At 67.9% G+C, this 17,680-nt stretch carries 19 protein-coding genes; 9 read left to right on the forward strand and 10 right to left on the reverse strand.

The genetic code is table 11. The annotated features are described in order from the left end of the window. Positions 1 to 6: 6 nt before the first annotated feature. The 3 genes from HRJ34_RS07480 to HRJ34_RS07490 are packed head-to-tail and all read left to right on the forward strand — an operon-like array spanning position 7 to position 1,171. Positions 7 to 384, forward strand: coding sequence for a hypothetical protein (locus HRJ34_RS07480; protein WP_029995209.1), 378 nt, complete (start codon positions 7 to 9; stop codon positions 382 to 384). Further along, entirely contained in the window at positions 381 to 869 is a 489-nt protein-coding gene (locus HRJ34_RS07485; protein WP_011951813.1) for a nuclear transport factor 2 family protein, read from the forward strand. The genes HRJ34_RS07480 and HRJ34_RS07485 overlap by 4 nt, the downstream gene beginning before the upstream one ends. Beyond that, positions 866 to 1,171, forward strand: a complete 306-nt coding sequence (locus HRJ34_RS07490) for a non-heme iron oxygenase ferredoxin subunit (protein WP_011951814.1) — start codon at positions 866 to 868, stop codon at positions 1,169 to 1,171. The genes HRJ34_RS07485 and HRJ34_RS07490 overlap by 4 nt, the downstream gene beginning before the upstream one ends. A 114-nt stretch (positions 1,172 to 1,285) precedes the next feature. Here HRJ34_RS07490 and HRJ34_RS07495 read toward each other — a convergent pair whose 3' ends face one another. Continuing rightward, positions 1,286 to 2,317, reverse strand: coding sequence for an AraC family transcriptional regulator (locus HRJ34_RS07495; protein ID WP_011951815.1), 1,032 nt, complete (start codon positions 2,315 to 2,317; stop codon positions 1,286 to 1,288). Between the two features lie 31 nt (positions 2,318 to 2,348). Beyond that, positions 2,349 to 3,089, reverse strand: coding sequence for an aspartate/glutamate racemase family protein (locus tag HRJ34_RS07500; RefSeq protein ID WP_029548834.1), 741 nt, complete (start codon positions 3,087 to 3,089; stop codon positions 2,349 to 2,351). Positions 3,090 to 3,347: 258 nt separating this feature from the next. Between HRJ34_RS07500 and HRJ34_RS07505 the strand changes: the two genes are divergently transcribed. Then, on the forward strand, positions 3,348 to 3,695 hold the full coding sequence (locus tag HRJ34_RS07505; protein ID WP_226949092.1) for a hypothetical protein: 348 nt from the start codon (positions 3,348 to 3,350) through the stop codon (positions 3,693 to 3,695). Then, positions 3,692 to 4,882, forward strand: coding sequence for an aromatic ring-hydroxylating oxygenase subunit alpha (locus HRJ34_RS07510; protein ID WP_011951818.1), 1,191 nt, complete (start codon positions 3,692 to 3,694; stop codon positions 4,880 to 4,882). The genes HRJ34_RS07505 and HRJ34_RS07510 overlap by 4 nt, the downstream gene beginning before the upstream one ends. Positions 4,883 to 4,885: 3 nt before the next feature. On the opposite strand, the gene HRJ34_RS07515 is transcribed toward HRJ34_RS07510, so the two are convergent. After that, entirely contained in the window at positions 4,886 to 5,785 is a 900-nt protein-coding gene (locus tag HRJ34_RS07515; protein ID WP_011951819.1) for a LysR family transcriptional regulator, read from the reverse strand. Between the two features lie 76 nt (positions 5,786 to 5,861). Here HRJ34_RS07515 and HRJ34_RS07520 point away from each other — a divergent pair, with 76 nt between their 5' ends. The 4 genes from HRJ34_RS07520 to pcaD all read left to right on the forward strand — a co-directional run bounded on the left by HRJ34_RS07520 (position 5,862) and on the right by pcaD (position 9,284). After that, complete coding sequence (locus tag HRJ34_RS07520) at positions 5,862 to 7,049, forward strand: muconate/chloromuconate family cycloisomerase (RefSeq protein ID WP_029995211.1); 1,188 nt, start codon at positions 5,862 to 5,864, stop codon at positions 7,047 to 7,049. Next, positions 7,049 to 7,339: a muconolactone Delta-isomerase gene (gene catC, locus HRJ34_RS07525; protein ID WP_208633741.1), complete on the forward strand. Its 291-nt coding sequence runs from the start codon at positions 7,049 to 7,051 to the stop codon at positions 7,337 to 7,339. Before HRJ34_RS07520 ends, catC begins: the two co-directional genes overlap by 1 nt. A 30-nt stretch (positions 7,340 to 7,369) precedes the next feature. Then, positions 7,370 to 8,302, forward strand: coding sequence for a catechol 1,2-dioxygenase (catA, locus tag HRJ34_RS07530; RefSeq protein ID WP_029995212.1), 933 nt, complete (start codon positions 7,370 to 7,372; stop codon positions 8,300 to 8,302). Positions 8,303 to 8,495: 193 nt separating this feature from the next. Next, positions 8,496 to 9,284 carry a 3-oxoadipate enol-lactonase gene (pcaD, locus tag HRJ34_RS07535; RefSeq protein WP_030089608.1) on the forward strand — a complete coding sequence of 263 codons (789 nt, stop codon included), beginning with the start codon at positions 8,496 to 8,498 and terminating at the stop codon, positions 9,282 to 9,284. A gap of 106 nt (positions 9,285 to 9,390) precedes the next feature. Here pcaD and HRJ34_RS07540 read toward each other — a convergent pair whose 3' ends face one another. The 7 genes from HRJ34_RS07540 to HRJ34_RS07570 form a co-directional block, all read right to left on the reverse strand. Next, positions 9,391 to 10,647: a bifunctional alpha/beta hydrolase/OsmC family protein gene (locus HRJ34_RS07540; protein ID WP_208633742.1), complete on the reverse strand. Its 1,257-nt coding sequence runs from the start codon at positions 10,645 to 10,647 to the stop codon at positions 9,391 to 9,393. A gap of 73 nt (positions 10,648 to 10,720) precedes the next feature. Next, positions 10,721 to 11,731 (reverse strand): AraC family transcriptional regulator, encoded by a 1,011-nt coding sequence (locus tag HRJ34_RS07545; RefSeq protein ID WP_226949093.1) that lies wholly within the window; start codon positions 11,729 to 11,731, stop codon positions 10,721 to 10,723. A 132-nt stretch (positions 11,732 to 11,863) separates the two neighbouring features. Then, positions 11,864 to 14,287, reverse strand: coding sequence for a TonB-dependent receptor (locus HRJ34_RS07550; protein WP_208633743.1), 2,424 nt, complete (start codon positions 14,285 to 14,287; stop codon positions 11,864 to 11,866). Positions 14,288 to 14,442: 155 nt separating this feature from the next. Further along, positions 14,443 to 14,826, reverse strand: coding sequence for an OsmC family protein (locus HRJ34_RS07555; protein WP_029995217.1), 384 nt, complete (start codon positions 14,824 to 14,826; stop codon positions 14,443 to 14,445). 56 nt (positions 14,827 to 14,882) lie between these two features. Further along, positions 14,883 to 16,118, reverse strand: a complete 1,236-nt coding sequence (locus HRJ34_RS07560) for an FkbM family methyltransferase (RefSeq protein WP_226949094.1) — start codon at positions 16,116 to 16,118, stop codon at positions 14,883 to 14,885. 122 nt (positions 16,119 to 16,240) lie between these two features. Continuing rightward, positions 16,241 to 16,879, reverse strand: coding sequence for a YqaA family protein (locus HRJ34_RS07565; protein WP_011951829.1), 639 nt, complete (start codon positions 16,877 to 16,879; stop codon positions 16,241 to 16,243). A 244-nt stretch (positions 16,880 to 17,123) separates the two neighbouring features. Then, the gene (locus HRJ34_RS07570; protein ID WP_011951830.1) at positions 17,124 to 17,597 is read right to left on the reverse strand and encodes an Lrp/AsnC family transcriptional regulator; all 474 of its coding nucleotides are present in this window, start codon (positions 17,595 to 17,597) and stop codon (positions 17,124 to 17,126) included. Positions 17,598 to 17,680 lie beyond the last annotated feature (83 nt).

Consider the following 17,680-nt stretch of genomic DNA (forward strand, 5'->3'; position numbering starts at 1 on the left):
GGAAGAATGACCGAATTGACGCTGCCCGCGGCGTTCGCCGACCTGGCGCCGTGGCTCGACTGGGCGCTGCCCACCGCCGACGGCCGCCAGGCCAGGCGGCTGGCCTCGACCTCCGACACGCTCCGCCGCTTCTACGACGCGGTGCTGCCCCGACTGGAGGATATCCTCGCCGAGGTCGACAAGCACCCGCTCGGCCAGTTGCCGGCGGCGCTGCGCCCGCTCTACGACATCGCCCTCTCGCTGGCCGAGGTGGCGCCGCATATCGAGCTGTACGACGGCGCGGTGGGCGTGCCCTATGCCTTCGAGGAGGGGCGGTTCATCGCCGTCCATGGCGGCGAGCCGACCTGGAGCACGCCGCAGCCGATGATGACGCCGGCGCCATGAGCGCCGGCCCGTCGATCGAGCAGCGGCTGGCCCGGATCGAAGCGCGCGCCGAGATCACCGATCTCGTCGCGCGCTACGCCCGGGGCGCCGACCGCAAGAACGACCCCGCTATATTGGGGCCGCTGTTCGCCGAGGACGCGCTGTGGTCGGCGGAGGGCTTCGCCGCCCTGACCGGCCGGGCCGCGATCGCCACCGGCCTCGCCGCGCTCGCCGCCGACCGGGTGCTCTGGTCGATCCACTACATGACCGCGCCGCTCGTCGAGCTGTCCGACGACGGCGCGACCGCCCGCTGCCACTGGTATCTGTGGGAGCTGTGCACCCTGTCCGAGGCGGCGGGGCCGACCGACAGCTGGTTCGGCGGCTGGTACGACAGCGAACTCAGGCGGACCGGCGAGGGCTGGCGCTTCACGCGCGTGACCCTCGACGTCCGCATCCAGGGAGAGGCGAATCCGCCATGGCAACTCAAGAAACCGGTGCAGATGTGACGATCAGGCTTTGCGCGACCGATGATATTCCCGAGGGCGAGGTCCGCCAGTTCGCGGTCGACGACGGACGGACGCTCGCCGTCTACCGCGTCGACGGGGACTATTTCGCCACCGACGATCTCTGCACCCATGGCGACGCCTCGCTCTCCGAGGGCGAGATCGAGGACGGCAAGATCCTCTGCCCCTATCATATGGGCAGCTTCGACATCCGCACCGGCGAGGCCTGCGCCGCACCCTGCTCGATAGCGATCAAGACCTACCGGCTGGCGGTCGACGGGGACGACGTCCTGCTGCTCGACTGAGCTTCCCTCCCAACGTCATCCCGGCGGAGGCCGGGATCTCGGGCGGCTCCTGCCTCGACCCCGTCTCCTCTCTCCCGAGATCCCGGCCTCCGCCGGGATGACGGGTTGGGAAGCCTAGTGCGCGTTCATCCGCTTGAGCGTCGCCGAGGGCCGCTCGCCGAAGCGGTCGAGATAGTCGCGCGCGAACTTCGAGAGATGGGTGAAGCCGCAGGCGAGCGCAACCTCGGTCACCGACAGGCCGTCGTCGGCCGCGATCTTGAGCTGGCGGTGCGCCAGGTCGAGCCGGTGGTTCTTCAGATAGACCATCGGCGTCGTGTCGCGGAAGCGGCGGAAGCCGGCGTGGAGCGAGCGGGCGCTGACGCCCGACACCGCGATCATCTCCTCCAGCGAGATCGGATCGCGCGAATGTTCGCGGATATAATCCTCGACCCGGCGGACATAATAGGGCGCCGGGCTCGACGGCGGCGCGTCGAACAGCTCCGAATAATTGTGCGGCACCGCCGCCAGCAGCAGCCGCTGCAACGCCTCCTCGACCGTGCCGCAGGCGCGCGCATGGGTGAAACCGGCGATCCCCGAGTCGAGATCGTCGCAGATCGTGCGGACGAGATGGGCGAAGGCCGCCGCCGGCCCCTGCAGGCGGACCGGCTGGGCCGAGAAGTGCAGTTCGCGCGGGCGGAAGCCCAGCTCCTGCGCCAGCACCGCCTCGATCCCGCATTTCGACATCTTGACGGTGAAGTGCTTGTAGCCTTCCCCGAAGGTCTGCTTCACCTGCGCGTCGGGATCGAGCACGCACATCTGGCCGGGCGACAGCTCGATCGTGCTGTTCTCCTGCGCGATCTGGGCGACGCCCGACAGCGAGAACTGGACCAGGTAGAGCGCGTTGGCCGGCGGGATGTTGACGACGACGCGGCCATAGGGATTGCCGTAATCGGTGGCGTTGAACGTCACCGACTTGAGCGACGCCTGATGGTGGCGGAACGCGATCGGCGGATTGCCGCCCTCGATCCGCAGGTCGTGCGGGCAGAACATCCGGCTCATATGATCATGAACCTCGTCGATGTCGGTGGTCACGAGCCGGGCGAGCCGCGACAGCGGCATGCCGGTCCCGTCCCAGTCGCGGGGCGCATCCAGGTTGGTGATCATCATAACCTAACCTCCACGTTCCGGTTAGATCCCCTCATCGGCCGTCGAATATCCCGTCGGCCGTCCGTTCCGGACCCGGATAGCGACGCTTGCTGTGCGCGAGACCCAGGTCGAGCAGCATTTCACAACTTTTGAATGCGACCAAGCCCGGATTGAGGACCGGCACCGAAAGGCGCTCCGCCAGGAAGGCGTGCGACTGGTGCATCGTGGTCGATCCGAGGATCAGCAGGTCGGCGCCGTCCTGCTCGATCGCCGCCTGCGCCGCGTCGAGCAGCAGCGGGAAGACGCTGTCCTCCTTGCCGGCCAGCAGCTCGGCGGTGTCGGGCCGAACCCCGATCGAGCGGATCGAGGCGAGCCGGTCCTCCAGCCCCTGTTCGCCCAGCACCTTCTCGTACAGCCAGCGCCAGCGGTCCCACATGCTGATGATCGAGAAGCGGCGGCCGAGCTGGCAGGCGAGCAGATAGGTCGCCTGCGCCGTCCCGACCACCGGGATCGACAGCCGCGACCGCAGCGCCGTGACGCCGGAATCGCTCATCGAATTGATGCAGACCGCGTCGAAGCCCTCGGCCTCCGCCCGCGCCCCGGCCTCCAGGCAGAAGGCGTCGGCGATCGCGCCTTCATAAGGGGAATCGAGCGTCGCCCCGCCGCGCGCCGCGCAGGTGAACTCGACCGAGATGTCGGGCCGCACCAGATGCGCGGGTATCTGGCTCGCGAAGCCGGCCAGCGCCGCCTCCGGCACCGGCACCGGCACGATCATCCTGATCCGTCTGTTCATCGGTCCCTCCCTCGTCCCGGGGCCCGGCCTCTCCCGTGGCGGCGGCGTCGATCGCCGTTCGCCACGATGTCCAACCCTGAAGTTATTATTGTTCATGACGGGCTTATCAGCGGACATCGGCGCGACAAGCCGCGCTCGCCGCCCCGTCGCCATATTCCGCAGTGAGCGGCCAGCGCCTGCACAGGGAGGATAGCCGCCGCCGTCCCCGGCAACGCAGGCTTGGTGCGAACAGGGAGAAAAGAGGTTGCGATGGCCGATATGCTGCCCCCGGGATTCGAGGATCTGCTGCCCTTCATCGACTGGGCCAAGCCGACCGAGCTCGAACGCAACGACAAGCGCTGGTCGGCCTCGCTGGAGGAGAGCCAGGCCTTCTACGACCGGATGATCGAGCGCGGGCCCGCCGCGCTCGAATATCTCGCGCCGTTCGAGCTTTCGGCGATCGGCGGCGCCGACCGCCGGCTGCTCGACCTGTGCCTCGCCCTCGCCGAATGTTCGGCGACGATCGAGATGTACGGCGATCCGCGCCCCAAATATGTCTTCCCGATCGCCCGCTTCGTGCCGACCCACGACGCCTGGCCGCTCGCCGGAATGGGAGGCCGCGCATGAGCACCCAGCCTTGCCGCTTCATGGAGCGCTATCCCGAGGAGGGCCGCGACCCGATCCCGGTCGAGCGCTACACCTCGCCCGACTATTTCAACCTCGAACGCGAGCGAATATTCCGCCGCAAATGGCTGAATGTCGGCCAGATTCTCCAGGCACCGAAGCCCGGCGACTATTTCGTCGCCGACCTCAAGATCCTCGACACCTCGCTGCTGGTGATCCACGGCAAGGACGGCCGGTATCGCGCCTTCCACAACATGTGCTCGCACCGCGGCGCACCGGTCGCCTGGGATGCGCAGGGCTCGTGCAAGGGCTATCTCGCCTGCCGCTTCCACGGCTGGGTCTACGACACCACCGGCAAGCTGGTGCAGATCAGCGACGCCGCCAACTTCCCCGGCGTGAAGGCCGAGGAGAACGGCCTGACCCCGGTCCATTGCGCGGTGTGGAAGGGCTTCATCTTCGTCAACATGGCGGCCGAGCCGGAGGAGACCCTGCTCGATTATCTCGGCCCCGTCGCCGAGGAGGTCGGCCGGTTCGACTTCGACGGCTTCACCCCCGCCTTCTCCTACCGCATCGACGAGAATGTGAACTGGAAGACGTTGCAGGAGGCGCAGCTCGAAGGCTGGCACCTGCCCTATCTCCACGAAAAGACGCTGGCCCGCGCGGTGAAGGTCGACGGCAACCAGTATCGCCATGCCGCGATCGAGCTGCACGGGATGCACGGCGTGCTCGGCTCGCCGCCGCCCGACAGCTTCACCCCGCCGCCGACCGCGATGCTCGCCAGCCGCTTCGGGACGGGCACCGTCCAGGCGTTCGGCGCCAAGCTCGACGGCAACGGCGAAGGCTATCGCTTCCGCGGCTCGTTCGATTTCTGGCACATCTTCCCGAACTTCTTCGTCGGGCTGCTCAACGGGCTGTTCTTCACCTTCAACATCTGGCCGCAGGCGGTCGACCGCAGCGTGTGGGAGATCAAGGGCTATTATCCGCCGGTGAAGACCGCCGGCGAGCTGTTCGCCCGCGAATATTCGAAGGTCGGCCTGCGCGATCCGATGATGGAGGACTGCTTCACCCACGAGCTGATCTGCGCGCAGCTCAAGTCGGGCGCCAAGCAGCACATCTTCTTCCAGGACGAGGAGATGCTCGCCCGCCACCTGAGCAACGGCGTCGACCGCTGCGTGCGCGGCCTCGCCTGATCCCTATCCCTCGGCGCGGATCGCGTGCAGCTCGCAGCTGATCTCGATCAGCCGGGCGAGTTCGGCCGAGATGTCGCCGGCGCGGTGGATCATCATGATCGGGGAATGGGCCGCCTTCTCGGCGATCGGCAGATAGGCGACGTCGTCGCGCTTCAGCCGCTGCACCGATTCCGGGACGATCGAAAGCCCGGTGTGCGCGGCGACCAGGCCGATCGCGGTCTGCAGCTCGCGCACCTCCTGCACCATCTCGGGCTGGAGGCCGAGGTCGTGGAAGATGCTCAATATCTGGTCGGCATAGCTCGGCCGCGCCGGCCGCGGATAGATGATCAGCGGCTCCTCCATCAGCTCGGCGAGGTGGAGCGGCCGTCCCACCTGGGTCAGCGGATGATCGACCGGAACCACCGCGACGAGCGGCTCCTCCATCAGCACGATCCGGCGGATCGCCGCGTCCTCGAAGCGGAGACGGCCGAAGCCGACGTCGATCCGCCCTTCCTTGAGCGCGGCGATCTGCTCGACCGTCGAGCATTCGATCACCGACACCTCGACATGGTCGGCGGTGGCGCGGAAGCGGCGGATCACCTCGGGCAGCAGCCCGAACAGGGTCGACCCGACGAAGCCGATGACGAAGCGTCGCCGCCCCTTGCCGGCATGGTCGCGCATCATGCCGCGAAGCTGGTCGACCCCGGCGAGGACGTGGACGGCATGCTCGTAGAGCAGCCGCCCCGCCTCGGTCAGCCGCAGCGGCCGGGCGTCGCGATCGAACAGCTCGGCCGCCACCTCCTCCTCGAGCTGGCGGATCTGGCGGCTCAGCGGCGGCTGGGCGATGTTGAGCACCTCCGCCGCGCGCGTGAAGTTGCGCTCGTTGGCGACGGCGACGAAATAGCGAAGGTGGCGTAGCTCCATGATACTTGACGAGTATCAAACCGGACCGAAACAGTCCTGTGCTATCGCATAGGACCAGCTTAGGAAATCACGGCATTTGAAGCGAACCATAAGAGAGAGCATGCCCTTCAAGGTCGAGAAGATTGATACCTGGATCGTCGATATACCGACGATTCGGCCGCATGTCCTGTCCATGATCGCGATCAACAAGCAGGTCATGGTGATCGTGCGCGTCCATTGCTCCGACGGAATCGTCGGAATGGGCGAAGGCACGACGATCGGCGGGCTCAGCTATGGGGACGAGAGCCCCGAGGGCATGAAGCTGACGATCGACGAATATATGGCGCCGCTGCTGATCGGTCGCGAGGCGACGAACACCGCGTCGCTGATGACGCTGGTCCGCCAATATGTCGTCGGCAACCATTTCGCCAAGAACGCGGTCGAGACCGCGCTGCTCGACGCCGAGGCGCAGCGCGCCGGCGTGCCGCTCAGCGAGCTGCTCGGCGGCCGGCTGCGCGATCGCCTGCCGGTGCTGTGGACGCTCGCCAGCGGCGACACCGGCCGCGACATCGAGGAAGCCGAGGAGATGCTGGCGCAGCGCCGCCACGACGTCTTCAAGCTCAAGATCGGCAAGCGCGCCCTGGCCGACGACGTCGCCCATGTCGCCGCGATCAAGCGGGCGATGGGCGACCGCGCCTCGGTGCGAGTCGACGTCAACCAGGCCTGGGACGAGCCGACCGCGCGCCGCGGCGCGCATATGCTCGCCGACGCCGGGGTCGACCTGATCGAACAGCCGCTGCCCCGCGCCGACCGCGAGGGGATGCGCCGGCTGACCGCCTATTCGCCGATCGCGATCATGGCGGACGAGGCGCTGCGCGGCCCGTCCGACGCGCTCGACTTCGCGCGCAACCGGGGCGCCGACGCCTTCTCGATCAAGCCGCCCCAGGCCGGCGGCCTGTTCGCGGGCGGGCAGCTCGCGGCGATCGCCGAGGCCGGGCATATCGGCGTCTATGGCGGCACGATGCTCGAAGGCAGCGTCGGCACCATCGCCTGCGCCCATCTCTACGCGACCTTCGCCAAGCTCGAATGGGGCACCGAGCTGTTCGGCCCACTGCTCCAGACCGAGGAGATACTGACCGAGCCGCTCGCCTTCCGCGAGTTCGGCCTCGATCTTCCCACCGGGCCCGGCCTGGGCGTTGCGCTCGACATGGACAAGGTCCACCATTTCCGCCGCGACGGACCCAGCCGGACCGTCGTCGGCCAGCCGATCGAGGAGTCCGCCTGATGCTGTTTCAGGTCCATATGCACGTCAACGTGCCGACCCATCTTCCCGCCGCCGAGTTCGACGAGATCAAGGCGCGCGAGAAGGCCTATTTCCAGGCGCTCCAGAAGGCCGGCAAATGGCGTCACATCTGGCGCCATGTCGGCCAATATTCGAACACCAGCATCTTCGACGTGGAGAGCAACGCGGCGCTCCACGACCTGCTCATGGGGCTTCCCCTGTACCCGTTCATGGACATCGAGGTCATTCCGCTCTGCCGGCACCCCTCGTCCATCCATGACGACGACCGCTGAAACGACATTCATTTCCCAAGGAGAGACGTGATGGCATCCGAACTGGTGCAAAGCCCTGAAATCCAAGCCTATCTCGATCGCATTTCCGGCCTCGACCAGGAAGGCGGCGATCGGCGCATGAAGCAGATCCTCCGCCGCGTCGTGTCGGACCTGTTCACCACGATCGACGATTTCGACGTGAGCGCCGAGGAATTCTGGGCGGCGCTGCACTTCATGCAGCAGGGCGCGCCCGAATTCGGCCTGATCGCGCCGGGCCTCGGCTTCGACCATTTCCTCGACGTCCGCATGGACCTCGCCGACAAGAAGGCGGGCACCACCGGCGGCACCCCGCGCACCATCGAGGGCCCGCTCTACATCCCCGGCGCGCCGATCGAGAAGGGCCGCGCCCGCCTCGACGACGGCGAGGACACCGGCGAGGTGCTGATCATGCGCGGCACCGTCAAGGACCTGAACGGCAAGCCGGTCGCCGGCGCGATCGTCGACGTCTGGCACGCCAACACCAAGGGCGGCTATTCGGGCTTCGACCCGTCGCAGAAGCCCTATAACAACCGCCGCCGCATCGAGACCGGAGCCGACGGCAGCTATGTCTTCCGCAGCGTCGTCCCCTCGGGCTATTCGGTTCCGCCGCAGGGCAGCACCGATCGCCTGCTCCAGTCGGTCGGCCGCCACGGCAACCGTCCGGCGCACATCCACTTCTTCGTGTCGGCGCCGGGCTATCGCCATCTGACCACCCAGATCAACATCGACGGCGATCCCTATCTGCACGACGACTTCGCCTTCGCGACCCACAACGACCTGATCCCCGAGGTCGTCCGCCAGGAGGACCCGGAGCAGATCCGCGCCGAGCAGCTCAACGGGCCGTTCAGCCAGATCGACTTCGACTTCACCCTGCAGAAGGCGGCCGACACGGCCGACACCGAGGTCATGGCCCGCAACCGGGCTCCGGCGCCCGCCGGCGCCTGACGAGAACGAAGCAATCGCCTCCGGGTCGTCATGCTGAACTTGTTTCAGCATCCAGAACCGCAACGTTGCGCTTCTTGCCGCAGCGTTGCGTTTCTGGATCCCGGATCAAGTCCGGGATGACGATCCTATCGTGAAGAGAGCTCTCGACTCTCAAACCATTGCCCGCGGCATTTTCGCGAAGAGTGAAACGACCATGACCGACCAGGGATTCGCCAGCGTTGGCGACGGCTGCCGCATCGCCTGGCGGCTCGACGGGCCCGCGGATGCCCCCGTGCTGATGCTCTCCAACTCGCTGGGCACCACGATGGACATGTGGCTGCCGCAGCTTCCCGTGCTGACGGAACGCTTCCGCGTGCTGCGCTACGACCAGCGCGGCCATGGCGCGTCGGACGCGCCGGCCGGCGGCTACAGCCTCGACCGGCTGGGCCGCGACGCGGTCGAGCTGCTCGACGCGCTGGGGCTGGAGACGGTCGACTATTGCGGCCTGTCGCTCGGCGGCATGACCGGCCAGTGGCTGGGCGTCCACGCGCCCGAGCGCTTCCGGCGCATCGTCCTCGCCAACACCGCCGCCTATATGGGCCCGCCCTCGGGCTGGCAGGCGCGGATCGGCGTGGTGCTCGACAAGGGCATGGCGGCGATCGCCTCGGCGGTGCTCGAACGCTGGTTCACGCCCGAATTCCTGCCCGGATCGCCCGAAGTGAAGGCGACGGTCGAGGCCTGGCTGCTCGCCACCAGCCCGGTCGGCTATGCCGGCTGCTGCGCCGCGATCCGCGACATGGACCTGCGCCCCGTCATCGGCCTGATCCGCACGCCGACGCTGGTGATCATCGGCGGCCGCGACCCCGCCACCCCGCCCGCCCAGGGCGAGGAGATCGTCGCCGCGATCCCGGGCGCCAGGGGCGTGACCTTCGACGCCGCGCATCTGTCCAATATCGAGCAGCCGGAGAAATTCGCGGCGGCCCTGCTGGACTTCCTCGCCTGATCCATCGCTCGGGGCGGGTGACCGTCAGACCTCTTTCCGTCATTCCCGCGAAAGCGGGAATGACGATAGCGGTGAAGAACATGCCTCCCTCCAACCCGGAACGAAGCTACTCGGCACTTTCCACCAGCCCCTCGACCGCCGTCATATGCGCCTCGATCGGCTCGGCCGCGGCCGGCGGTCCGCCCAGGCTCGTCTCGACCCGCGCGCTCGCTTCCAGGGTACGGTGCACCGGGCAGCGGTCGGCGATCTCCAGCAGCCGCGCCCGCCGCTCCGCGTCGACCTCGCCGCCGAACGCGATCCGCCGCGTGAACAGGTCGGCCGGCGCCTCGCCCTTGCGCTTGGCATGGCCGACGGCGGTGCGGATGCGGCCGATCTCCCAGCCCTTCTGGTCGGCATACATGCGCAGCGTCATCGTCGTGCAGGCGGCGAGCCCCGCCGACAGCAGGTCATAGGGCGTCGGCCCCGACCCCAGCCCGCCGACCGCGGCCGGCTCGTCGGCGAGGAAGCGGATGCCGCCCGCCTGGATCGCGACCTGGAAGCGGCCGGCGCCGGTCTCCTCCACGACGACGTCGGCCTCCCCCTCGTCGCGGGTCGGCTCGGGGCGCGGCAGATAGGGCGCGGCCCAGGCGGCGACCAGCGCCGCGACCTGCTCGGCCTGTCCCGCCCCGGTCAGCAGGTGATCGGCCTTGTCGAGCGAGACGAAGCTCTTGGGGTGGCGCGCGGCGAGGAAGATGCGGGTCGCGTTCTCGATGTCGACAACCTCGTCGAACGGCGCGTGGAGGATCATCAGCGGGCGGTGCAGCGCCTCGATCCTGGCGCCCTGGTCGTGGCGGCGCAGGTCGTCGACGAAGGCCTTGCCGATGCGGAAGGTCCGGCCGGCCAGCACGACCTCCGCCGCGCCCTCGCGCTCGATCGTCTCGACCGCCGCCGCGTCGAAATGGCGCAGGACGTGCGCAACGTCGAACGGCGCGGCGATCGTCGCCACCGCCTTGATCGACGGCATGTCCCCGGCGGCGGCGAGCGCGGCGGCCCCGCCGAAGCTGTGGCCGACGAGCAGCGACGGCGCATGGCCCGCCGCCGCCATCGCCTCGGCGGCGGCGATCAGGTCGCGGCGGTCGGCAGCGAAGCTGCTCTCCGCCAGCGATCCCTCGCTGCCGCCGATCCCGGCGAAGTCGAAGCGCAGCGTGCCGATCCCCTGCGCGGCGAGCGCCCGCGCGATCCGCACCGCCACCCGCTGGTCCTTCCCGCAGGTGAAGCAATGGGCGAAGATCGCCCAGCCCCGCGCGGTCCCCTCGGGCCGTTCGAGCCGGCCGGCCAGGCGATGATCGCCGCCACCGGCGAAGTCGAAGGTCTCGGTCGGCACGGCGGGTCTCCATCGGAACAGGGGGGATGCCCCTGGATAGCCGATTCGTCCGCCGGCGTAACCGGGGCAGCCCTCAGTTGAGCTTGCGCAGCGTCTCCGAGGGGAGTTCCCCGAACAGCCGCCGATAATGGGCCGCGAAGCGCCCGAACTGATAGAAGCCCCAGCGGCAGGCGATCTCCGTCACCGATTCCCCCGGCAGCGCGTTGCGCAGATCGTCGCGCGCGCGCTCGAGGCGGACCGACTTGAGGAAGACCATCGGCGAAGTGCCCCGGAAACGGCGGAAACCGTCGAACAGCGCCCGCGCGCTGACGCCGCTCACCTCGACGAGCTGCTCCAGCGTGATCGGACGATCGGCATGGGCGATGATATATTGCTCGACCTTGCGGACATGCTGCGGCGCGATCTTGCACCGCTGCGGCCGGAGCTGGTCCGAATAGTTGCTGGGGTGGCTTTCGAGCAGCTTGAGGATCAGCAGCGTCTCGAGGCTGTCGATCACCGCCTGCCCCTGCGCCTCGGCCGAAACCTCCAGGCAGAGGAGCGATGCGTAATGCCACCAGTCGGCGCCCTCCGCGCCGGCCGGCATCTCGGCGGCGAAGCGCAGCTTCCGGCTGAGCGGGCGGCCCATCATCATCGTCGCATGATGGTCGAGCACCGCATTGCTGATCTGCACGACGCGCTGAACACAATCCTCCGACCAGCGCATCCGGCGCAGCTCGCCCGTGTCGACCACCGAGGCGCGCCGCGCATGGCTGTCGATCGTCTCCGCCGCCGTGCCGATCTCCGCCGCGCCGGCGGTCGGGTGCATGAGGAGCAGCATGTCCTGGTCCTCGATCCGCTCGATCGCCACCTCGGCCCCATAGGCCATCGCCCCGATGCCGAGCTTGGCGAGCCGCCGGTGGTTGAGCCAGGCATCGAGCGCGTCGCCCCGCCGGGCCACGGCCAGGTCGTGCGGGCAATAGGTCTGCGCGATATGCTCGCGCACCTCGAAGATGTCCTCGGACGCGAACGCCGCGAAGCCGGCCATCATCTCGCGAGGCCCCCGTGCCGCACCGGCGGGAATGTCGAGAGCGGGATCGCCGGCCACCGTTCCTCCTGATCCTTCGGAGCCGGATGATCCGTCCGGCATTCCGGAGAGTCAATCGTCCGCCGGTCGCGGGCGCGCCGCCGCCGCGCTATGCTGCGCGGAAGGGACATCGCCCGCACTGTCCTGCCATCGTCACAGCGCCCAGCGGACGCCGGCCGACCATTCGCGCGGCCGGGCGTACATATGCTCGTAAAGCCCGAAGGACGATCCGTAGACGCCGGTCTGCAGATAGGTCTTGCTGGTCAGGTTGTTGACCGCCGCGAACAGCGAGATCGCATCGCCGGGCAGGTTGTAGGTCAGGTTGGCGTTGAACAGGCTGTAGCCCGGCTGATAGAGCTGGGGCGAGTTGAGCGCGTCCATGAAGGCGCCCGACCGGTAGGACCAGTCGATCCGGCCGACGACGTTGCCGCCATTGGCCAGGCCGATGCGCTTGGACAGCGATCCACTGATCGTCCATTTCGACACCCGCTCGAACTTCGACGCGCGGGTGATCTCGGTCGCGGCGGGATCGACCTTGGTGAACTTCGGATCGAGATAGCCGAGGCTGGCTTCGAGGAACCAGCCGTCGCCCGCCGAGAAGCGCCCTTCCAGCTCGGCGCCCCGGATCTCCGCCGACGCGGCATTCTTCGTCACCGGCGCGATCCCGGTGAAGACCTGCACCTGCAGATCGTCATAGCGGGTCAGGAAGATCGCGCCGTTGAGCGTCAGCCGCCGGTCGAACAGGCGCGACTTGAAGCCGAGCTCATAGGCTTCCGCCTTTTCGGCGCCGAATTCGGGCACCGTCGCCTGCGCCGGAAAGACCCGCTGCACGAAGCCGCCGCTCTTGAACCCCTTGGAGAAGGACGCATAGGCGAGGATGTCGTCGGCCGCCTTCCAGGCGAGGTTGACGCTGGGCGTGACCGCCTCCTCGACGCGCTTCACCGTGGCGAAGGGCAGCACCCGGGTCTGCGGCGTGTTGGGGCTGGCCGCGATCAGCGCTCCGCCGGTCTTGTCGACCAATATCTCCTGGTCGGGCAGGAAGGACTTGCGATCCCGGGTGTAGCGCAGGCCGACCGTCAGGTCGACGACCGAGAGCGGCGACCAGGTCGTCTGGCCGAAGGCGGCATAGCTTTCGGTGTCGAAGCGGCCGCCCGAGCGGAACATCACCGGCGTGAAGTCCAGCGTGTTGATGTTGTTGCCCTTCTCCCGGAAATAATAGGCGCCGAGGACATATTTGAGCGACCGGTCCGCCGTCGCGCCGAGCAGTTGCACCTCCTGGCTGAACTGCTTCTGCTTCAGCACGTCGGCGAAATGCAGGATGGTGAAGGGCGAATGATCGCCGTCGCGGGCATATGTCCCGTCGACCTCGCGATAGGCGGTGATCGACTTGAGCTGGACCGGCCCCACGTCCCAGTCGACGATCGCCTGGGTGCCCCAGAGGTCGTTCCTGGAATATTGCGCGCCGGTTCCCGCATCCGCCTTCCGCCCGACGACGAAGCGGTCGCCGAAGCAGGCGGCGGCGCTGCCCTGCGGGCTGTAGGGCGCGAAGCCCAGGCAGGGCTGGCCGCCCAGCAGCGTGGCGAAATAATTGTGGAGCAAGGTGAAATTGTCGGTCGGGGCATCGAAGGGCGGGTTCAGCACATAGGCGCCGGGCGTCGCCGGGCTGCCCGGCGGGAGCATCGGCAGTTGGTCCGGATTGAAGATCGCCGAGCCATAGTTGACCCCGGCAAGGACCAGGGCCGGCCCGTTCGACCGGTCGCGCGTCCCCTCCACCGCCAGGTTGATCTCCAGCCCGTCGCCCGCCAGCCAGCGCAGGTCGAGCCGCCCGGTCAGCGTGTCGACATTGCCGAGCTTGCGGCCGTCGGACAGGTGGCGGACATAGCCGTCGCGGTTGAACGAGGCCACCGAGAGCTTGGTGAACAGCGTCTCGGTGAGCGGCAGGTTGCCCACCGCCTTCACGTCGATCCGGCTGTAGCGGCCGGTGGTGAGCTGGACATTGGCATAGGGCTGATCGCCCGGCTTGCGGGTGGTGATGCTGATCGCGCCGCCGATCGTGTTGCGGCCGAACAGCGTCCCCTGCGGCCCGCGCAATATCTCCACCCGGTCGATGTCGACCAGGTCGAGCAGCGCCCCCACCGACCGGGCGACATAGACGCCGTCGACATAGACGCCGACGCCGGGCTCGGTGGTCGGCAGGAACTCCTTCTGGCCGATGCCGCGGATATAGATGGCGGCGGACGATCCCGCCCCGCCGAAGCTGGGGTTGTTCTGGAAGGTCATGTTGGGGGTGAAGCCGGCGAGCCCATCGATCTTCTGGATTCCCCGCGCCTCGATCGATTCCGCCGAGAAGGCGGAGATGGCGAGCGGAACGCTCTGCGCCGTCTCGCTCCGCCGCCGCGCGGTCACGACGATGTCGTTCATCAGCGGATCGGCGCCCGCGCTCCCCTCGGATGCCCCGTCGCCGGGCTGGGTGGCCTGCGTCTGCATCTGCGCCTGCACCGTCGCGGGCAAGGCGATCGAGGCGCACAAGGTGGCGATGATCGCCATGCGCCGCGCGGTTCCGTTCGAATTCGTCATGCGGTCCCCTCCGTCCTGAACGGCCGGCGGGCTCTACCCGTCCGGCCTGTCGGAGGCGCATCACGTCACGGCTCAGCGATCGCTGATATTCACATGCTGCATCGACTGTGTCGTTCCTGCCGAATTGCGACGGTCTCGCCGCTTCCGGCGCCTGATCAGGCCAGGCTGGTGTCGATGGCGATGCCCGATTTCAGCGTCAGCGTGACCGGGGTCCGCTCGGCGATGTCGGCGAGACGGGCAGCCTGTTCGCCATCGAGTCCCCTGGGCGCGATCGTCCGGACGATGCGGCGGTCCTCGGCCCCGCCGGTCAGGCGCAGCGACACGTCGAGCGATTCGAGCGGCCATTGCTTGCGATCGGCATACATGCGCAGCGTGATCGCGGTGCAGGCGCCCAGGCTGGCGAGCAGCAGGTCGTAGGGCGCCGGCCCGGCATTGGCGCCGCCCAGCTTCTCGGGCTCGTCGGCGGTGATCGCATGGCCGCTCGCGTCGATCTGGACGGCATAGCGGTCGCGGCCGATGGTGGCGGTGGCGTGGGTCATGGCGGGACGATCCTCCGGGCTTCAGGCGACGCCCGACGATCTCACGGACCCCGCCGTCAGGAAAGCCCCCGGCGGAAACAGCTCACATGATGCGCGCTCAGGTCGAGGTCGAGATCGAAGCCGTCGGAGACGAACTTGCGGATCAGGTCGGAAATGGCCCGCCGCCCGGCCGCCCAATAATGGGTTTCGATGACGATCGTGTCGATCGCGCTCAGGTCCGCCTCCAGCAGCAGGCCGGCCTCGCCGCCTTCGATGTCGCAGACCAGGACATTGGCGCGATGCGCCTCGATCGCATCCTCGAGGCTGGCGGTCGGGATGTCGACGACCTCGACGATGTCCGGGTCGCCGATCGTGGCGCCCAGCCGGGACGCCCAGAAATCCCGCGACAGGGCGAAGGGCATGGTCGGCGGCACCTCCGCCATCTTCGCCCGCGCCTGCAACACGGCATTGGTCGAGCGGATCGCGCCGAAGCCGTTGGCGGCGAAGTTCCGGCGGGCATCCTCCAGGATATAGGGATTGGCTTCGTAGGTGGCGACGCTCTCCGGACCGACGATCGACGCGGCGGTCATCGACAGGACGCCCACCGCGGTCCCGATCTCCAGCACGCGATCCTGCGGGCGGAGCGCGGCGTAGAGGATGCTGCGCTCCGGCCCCTCATAGCCGCCATCCTCCAGCGACCGGATGATCGGCGGGCTGTAGCGCTCCTCGTCGGCGAATATCTGAAGATTGCCGATCTTCAGCATCCTTCCGGTGCGCCCGGCCACGACGGCGTCGCGCTCGGCGGCAAGCCGGGCGACGAACGCGGCCAGGGCGTCGGCGTCCTTCTCATCGGGAAGATGCCCGAAGACCTGGACCGCGCGCAGGTGCAGCGGCGCGAAACCGTCCAGCCGCACCCGGACATAGCGGGCCAGATTGGGGCGATCGATCGCGATCGCCGCGCCCTCGTCGCCGGCCCCCAGCACCGGCTGGCCGTCATGGCGGTGGATCGCCGTCCAGTTCGCCTGGTCGACCGAGCCGAGGATGGTGAAGCGGGAAAGGCGCTCGGCATGGCTGCGCCGGTTGAACAGCCGGACCATGTCGATCCGATAGGCCGCGCCGAGATCGACCTGCCACCAGGGGAACAGCTCCTCGGCAGTGTGGTTGGCATATTCGCGATCGGTCCGGTCGATGATGCCTTCGACGACGAAGGCGGCATCCTCGCGGGTCGATCCGGCCGCCGACCAATGGCAGGCCGAACTCTGCTCGGCGGGGCGGCCCAGGGCCAGGTCGTGGTCATGGGTCAAGAGCGTCACCTGTCGTTCCATCATCGGGGGTTCGGCCTAGTAGAGCCATTTCGGGGCGGATGGAAACATCCGGCGGTCGGGAAGTCGCGGCAAAACAACAATCTAACCGAGGGAGCCGCTTCGAGCACCCTTCAGCCGGCGGTCACCGACGCCACGCCAGCGCATTTCTCGCTGGTCTGCTTCGCCCCGCCACCGAGCAGGGCGATAGCGAGGAAGCCCGCGACGACGAGGACCGCGAAGGCAGCGGTCACCTTGCCGAGATGCCTGTCGATCATCGCCTTGATCGGCGCGCCGAACAGGCGGAACAGGACACCGACGATCATGAAGCTGATCGACCGCGAGATGATCGACGCGCCGATGAACACCAGCAGGTTCATGCCGATGAAGCCCGCCGTGATCGTCAGCAGCTTGAACGGGATCGGCGTCGCGCCCTTCACGACGATGATCTCCGCGCCATAGTCGCGCAGGTAGCAGGCCGCCTTGGGGAAGCTCTCCGCCAGGCCCAGCGCGCGCAACAGCGCCTCGCCGAACGCCTCATAGGCGAAATGGCCGATCGCATAGCCGAGCAGGCCGCCCGCCACCGATGCGAGCGTCGCGACGGCGGCGAAGCGGATCGCCTTCTTCGGCTCGGCCAGGCACATCAGCCCCAGCAGCGGATGCGGCGGCACCGGGAAGAAGCTCGCCTCCATGAAGGCGAAGGCGGCCAGCCACCATTCGGCATGGCGGTGCGCCGCCTTGGCCATCGTCCAGTCGTACAGGCGGCGCAGCATGGGGTCCCCTCGGCAAGATCGCGCCCCGATTGGAGCATCGTGCGGTTTATCTGAACCGCTCATCCTGAGGAGCCATTGAGCGAAGGCGAAATGGCGTCTCGAAGGACACGGGATCCTTCGAGACGGGCCTTCGCCAAGGCTCAGTCCCTCCTCAGGATGAGCGGACGCGGATGCGTCAAATTAAGCGCACGATGCTCTAGAGGTCGCGTGGCCCGATCGCAATCGCCTCCGTCGGCCGTCGTGCTCAGACCGCGGTCAATGGCAGCTCGGTGGTCGACTTGATCTCCGACAGCGCGACGATCGAATTGATCTCCTGTACCCCCGGCACCCGCGACAGCTTGTCGAAGAAGAAACGCTCATAGGCGTCGATATCGGCGGCGACGATGCGCAGCAGGAAGTCCGTCGGCCCCATGGTGACGTAGCAGTCGAGCACCTCGGCAAAGCCGCGGATCGCGTCGCTGAACTCCTCCAGATGCGACCGGCCATGGGCGTTGAGCTTGACCTGCGCGAACACCTGCGTGTTGAGCCCGATCTTGCGCCGGTCGACCAGCGCCACCTGCGCCTTGATATAGCCTTCCTCGCGGAGCCGCTGGATGCGCCGCCAGCAGGGCGACGGCGACAGGCCGACCGCCTCGGAGATCTCGGCGGTCGACTGGTCGGCATTCTCCTGGAGCAGCGCCAATATCTTGCGATCGAACGCATCGAGTTCCGCCGCCATCCCTCACCCTCCGATCATGGCAAAACCATATCTCGGAAGGCGACTTATGCGCAAGAATTTTGCCAACTAGCGCATGAAATTGG

Origin of the sequence: Rhizorhabdus wittichii (assembly GCF_017607425.1) — a bacterium.
Classification (GTDB): Bacteria; Pseudomonadota; Alphaproteobacteria; order Sphingomonadales; family Sphingomonadaceae; genus Rhizorhabdus; species Rhizorhabdus wittichii.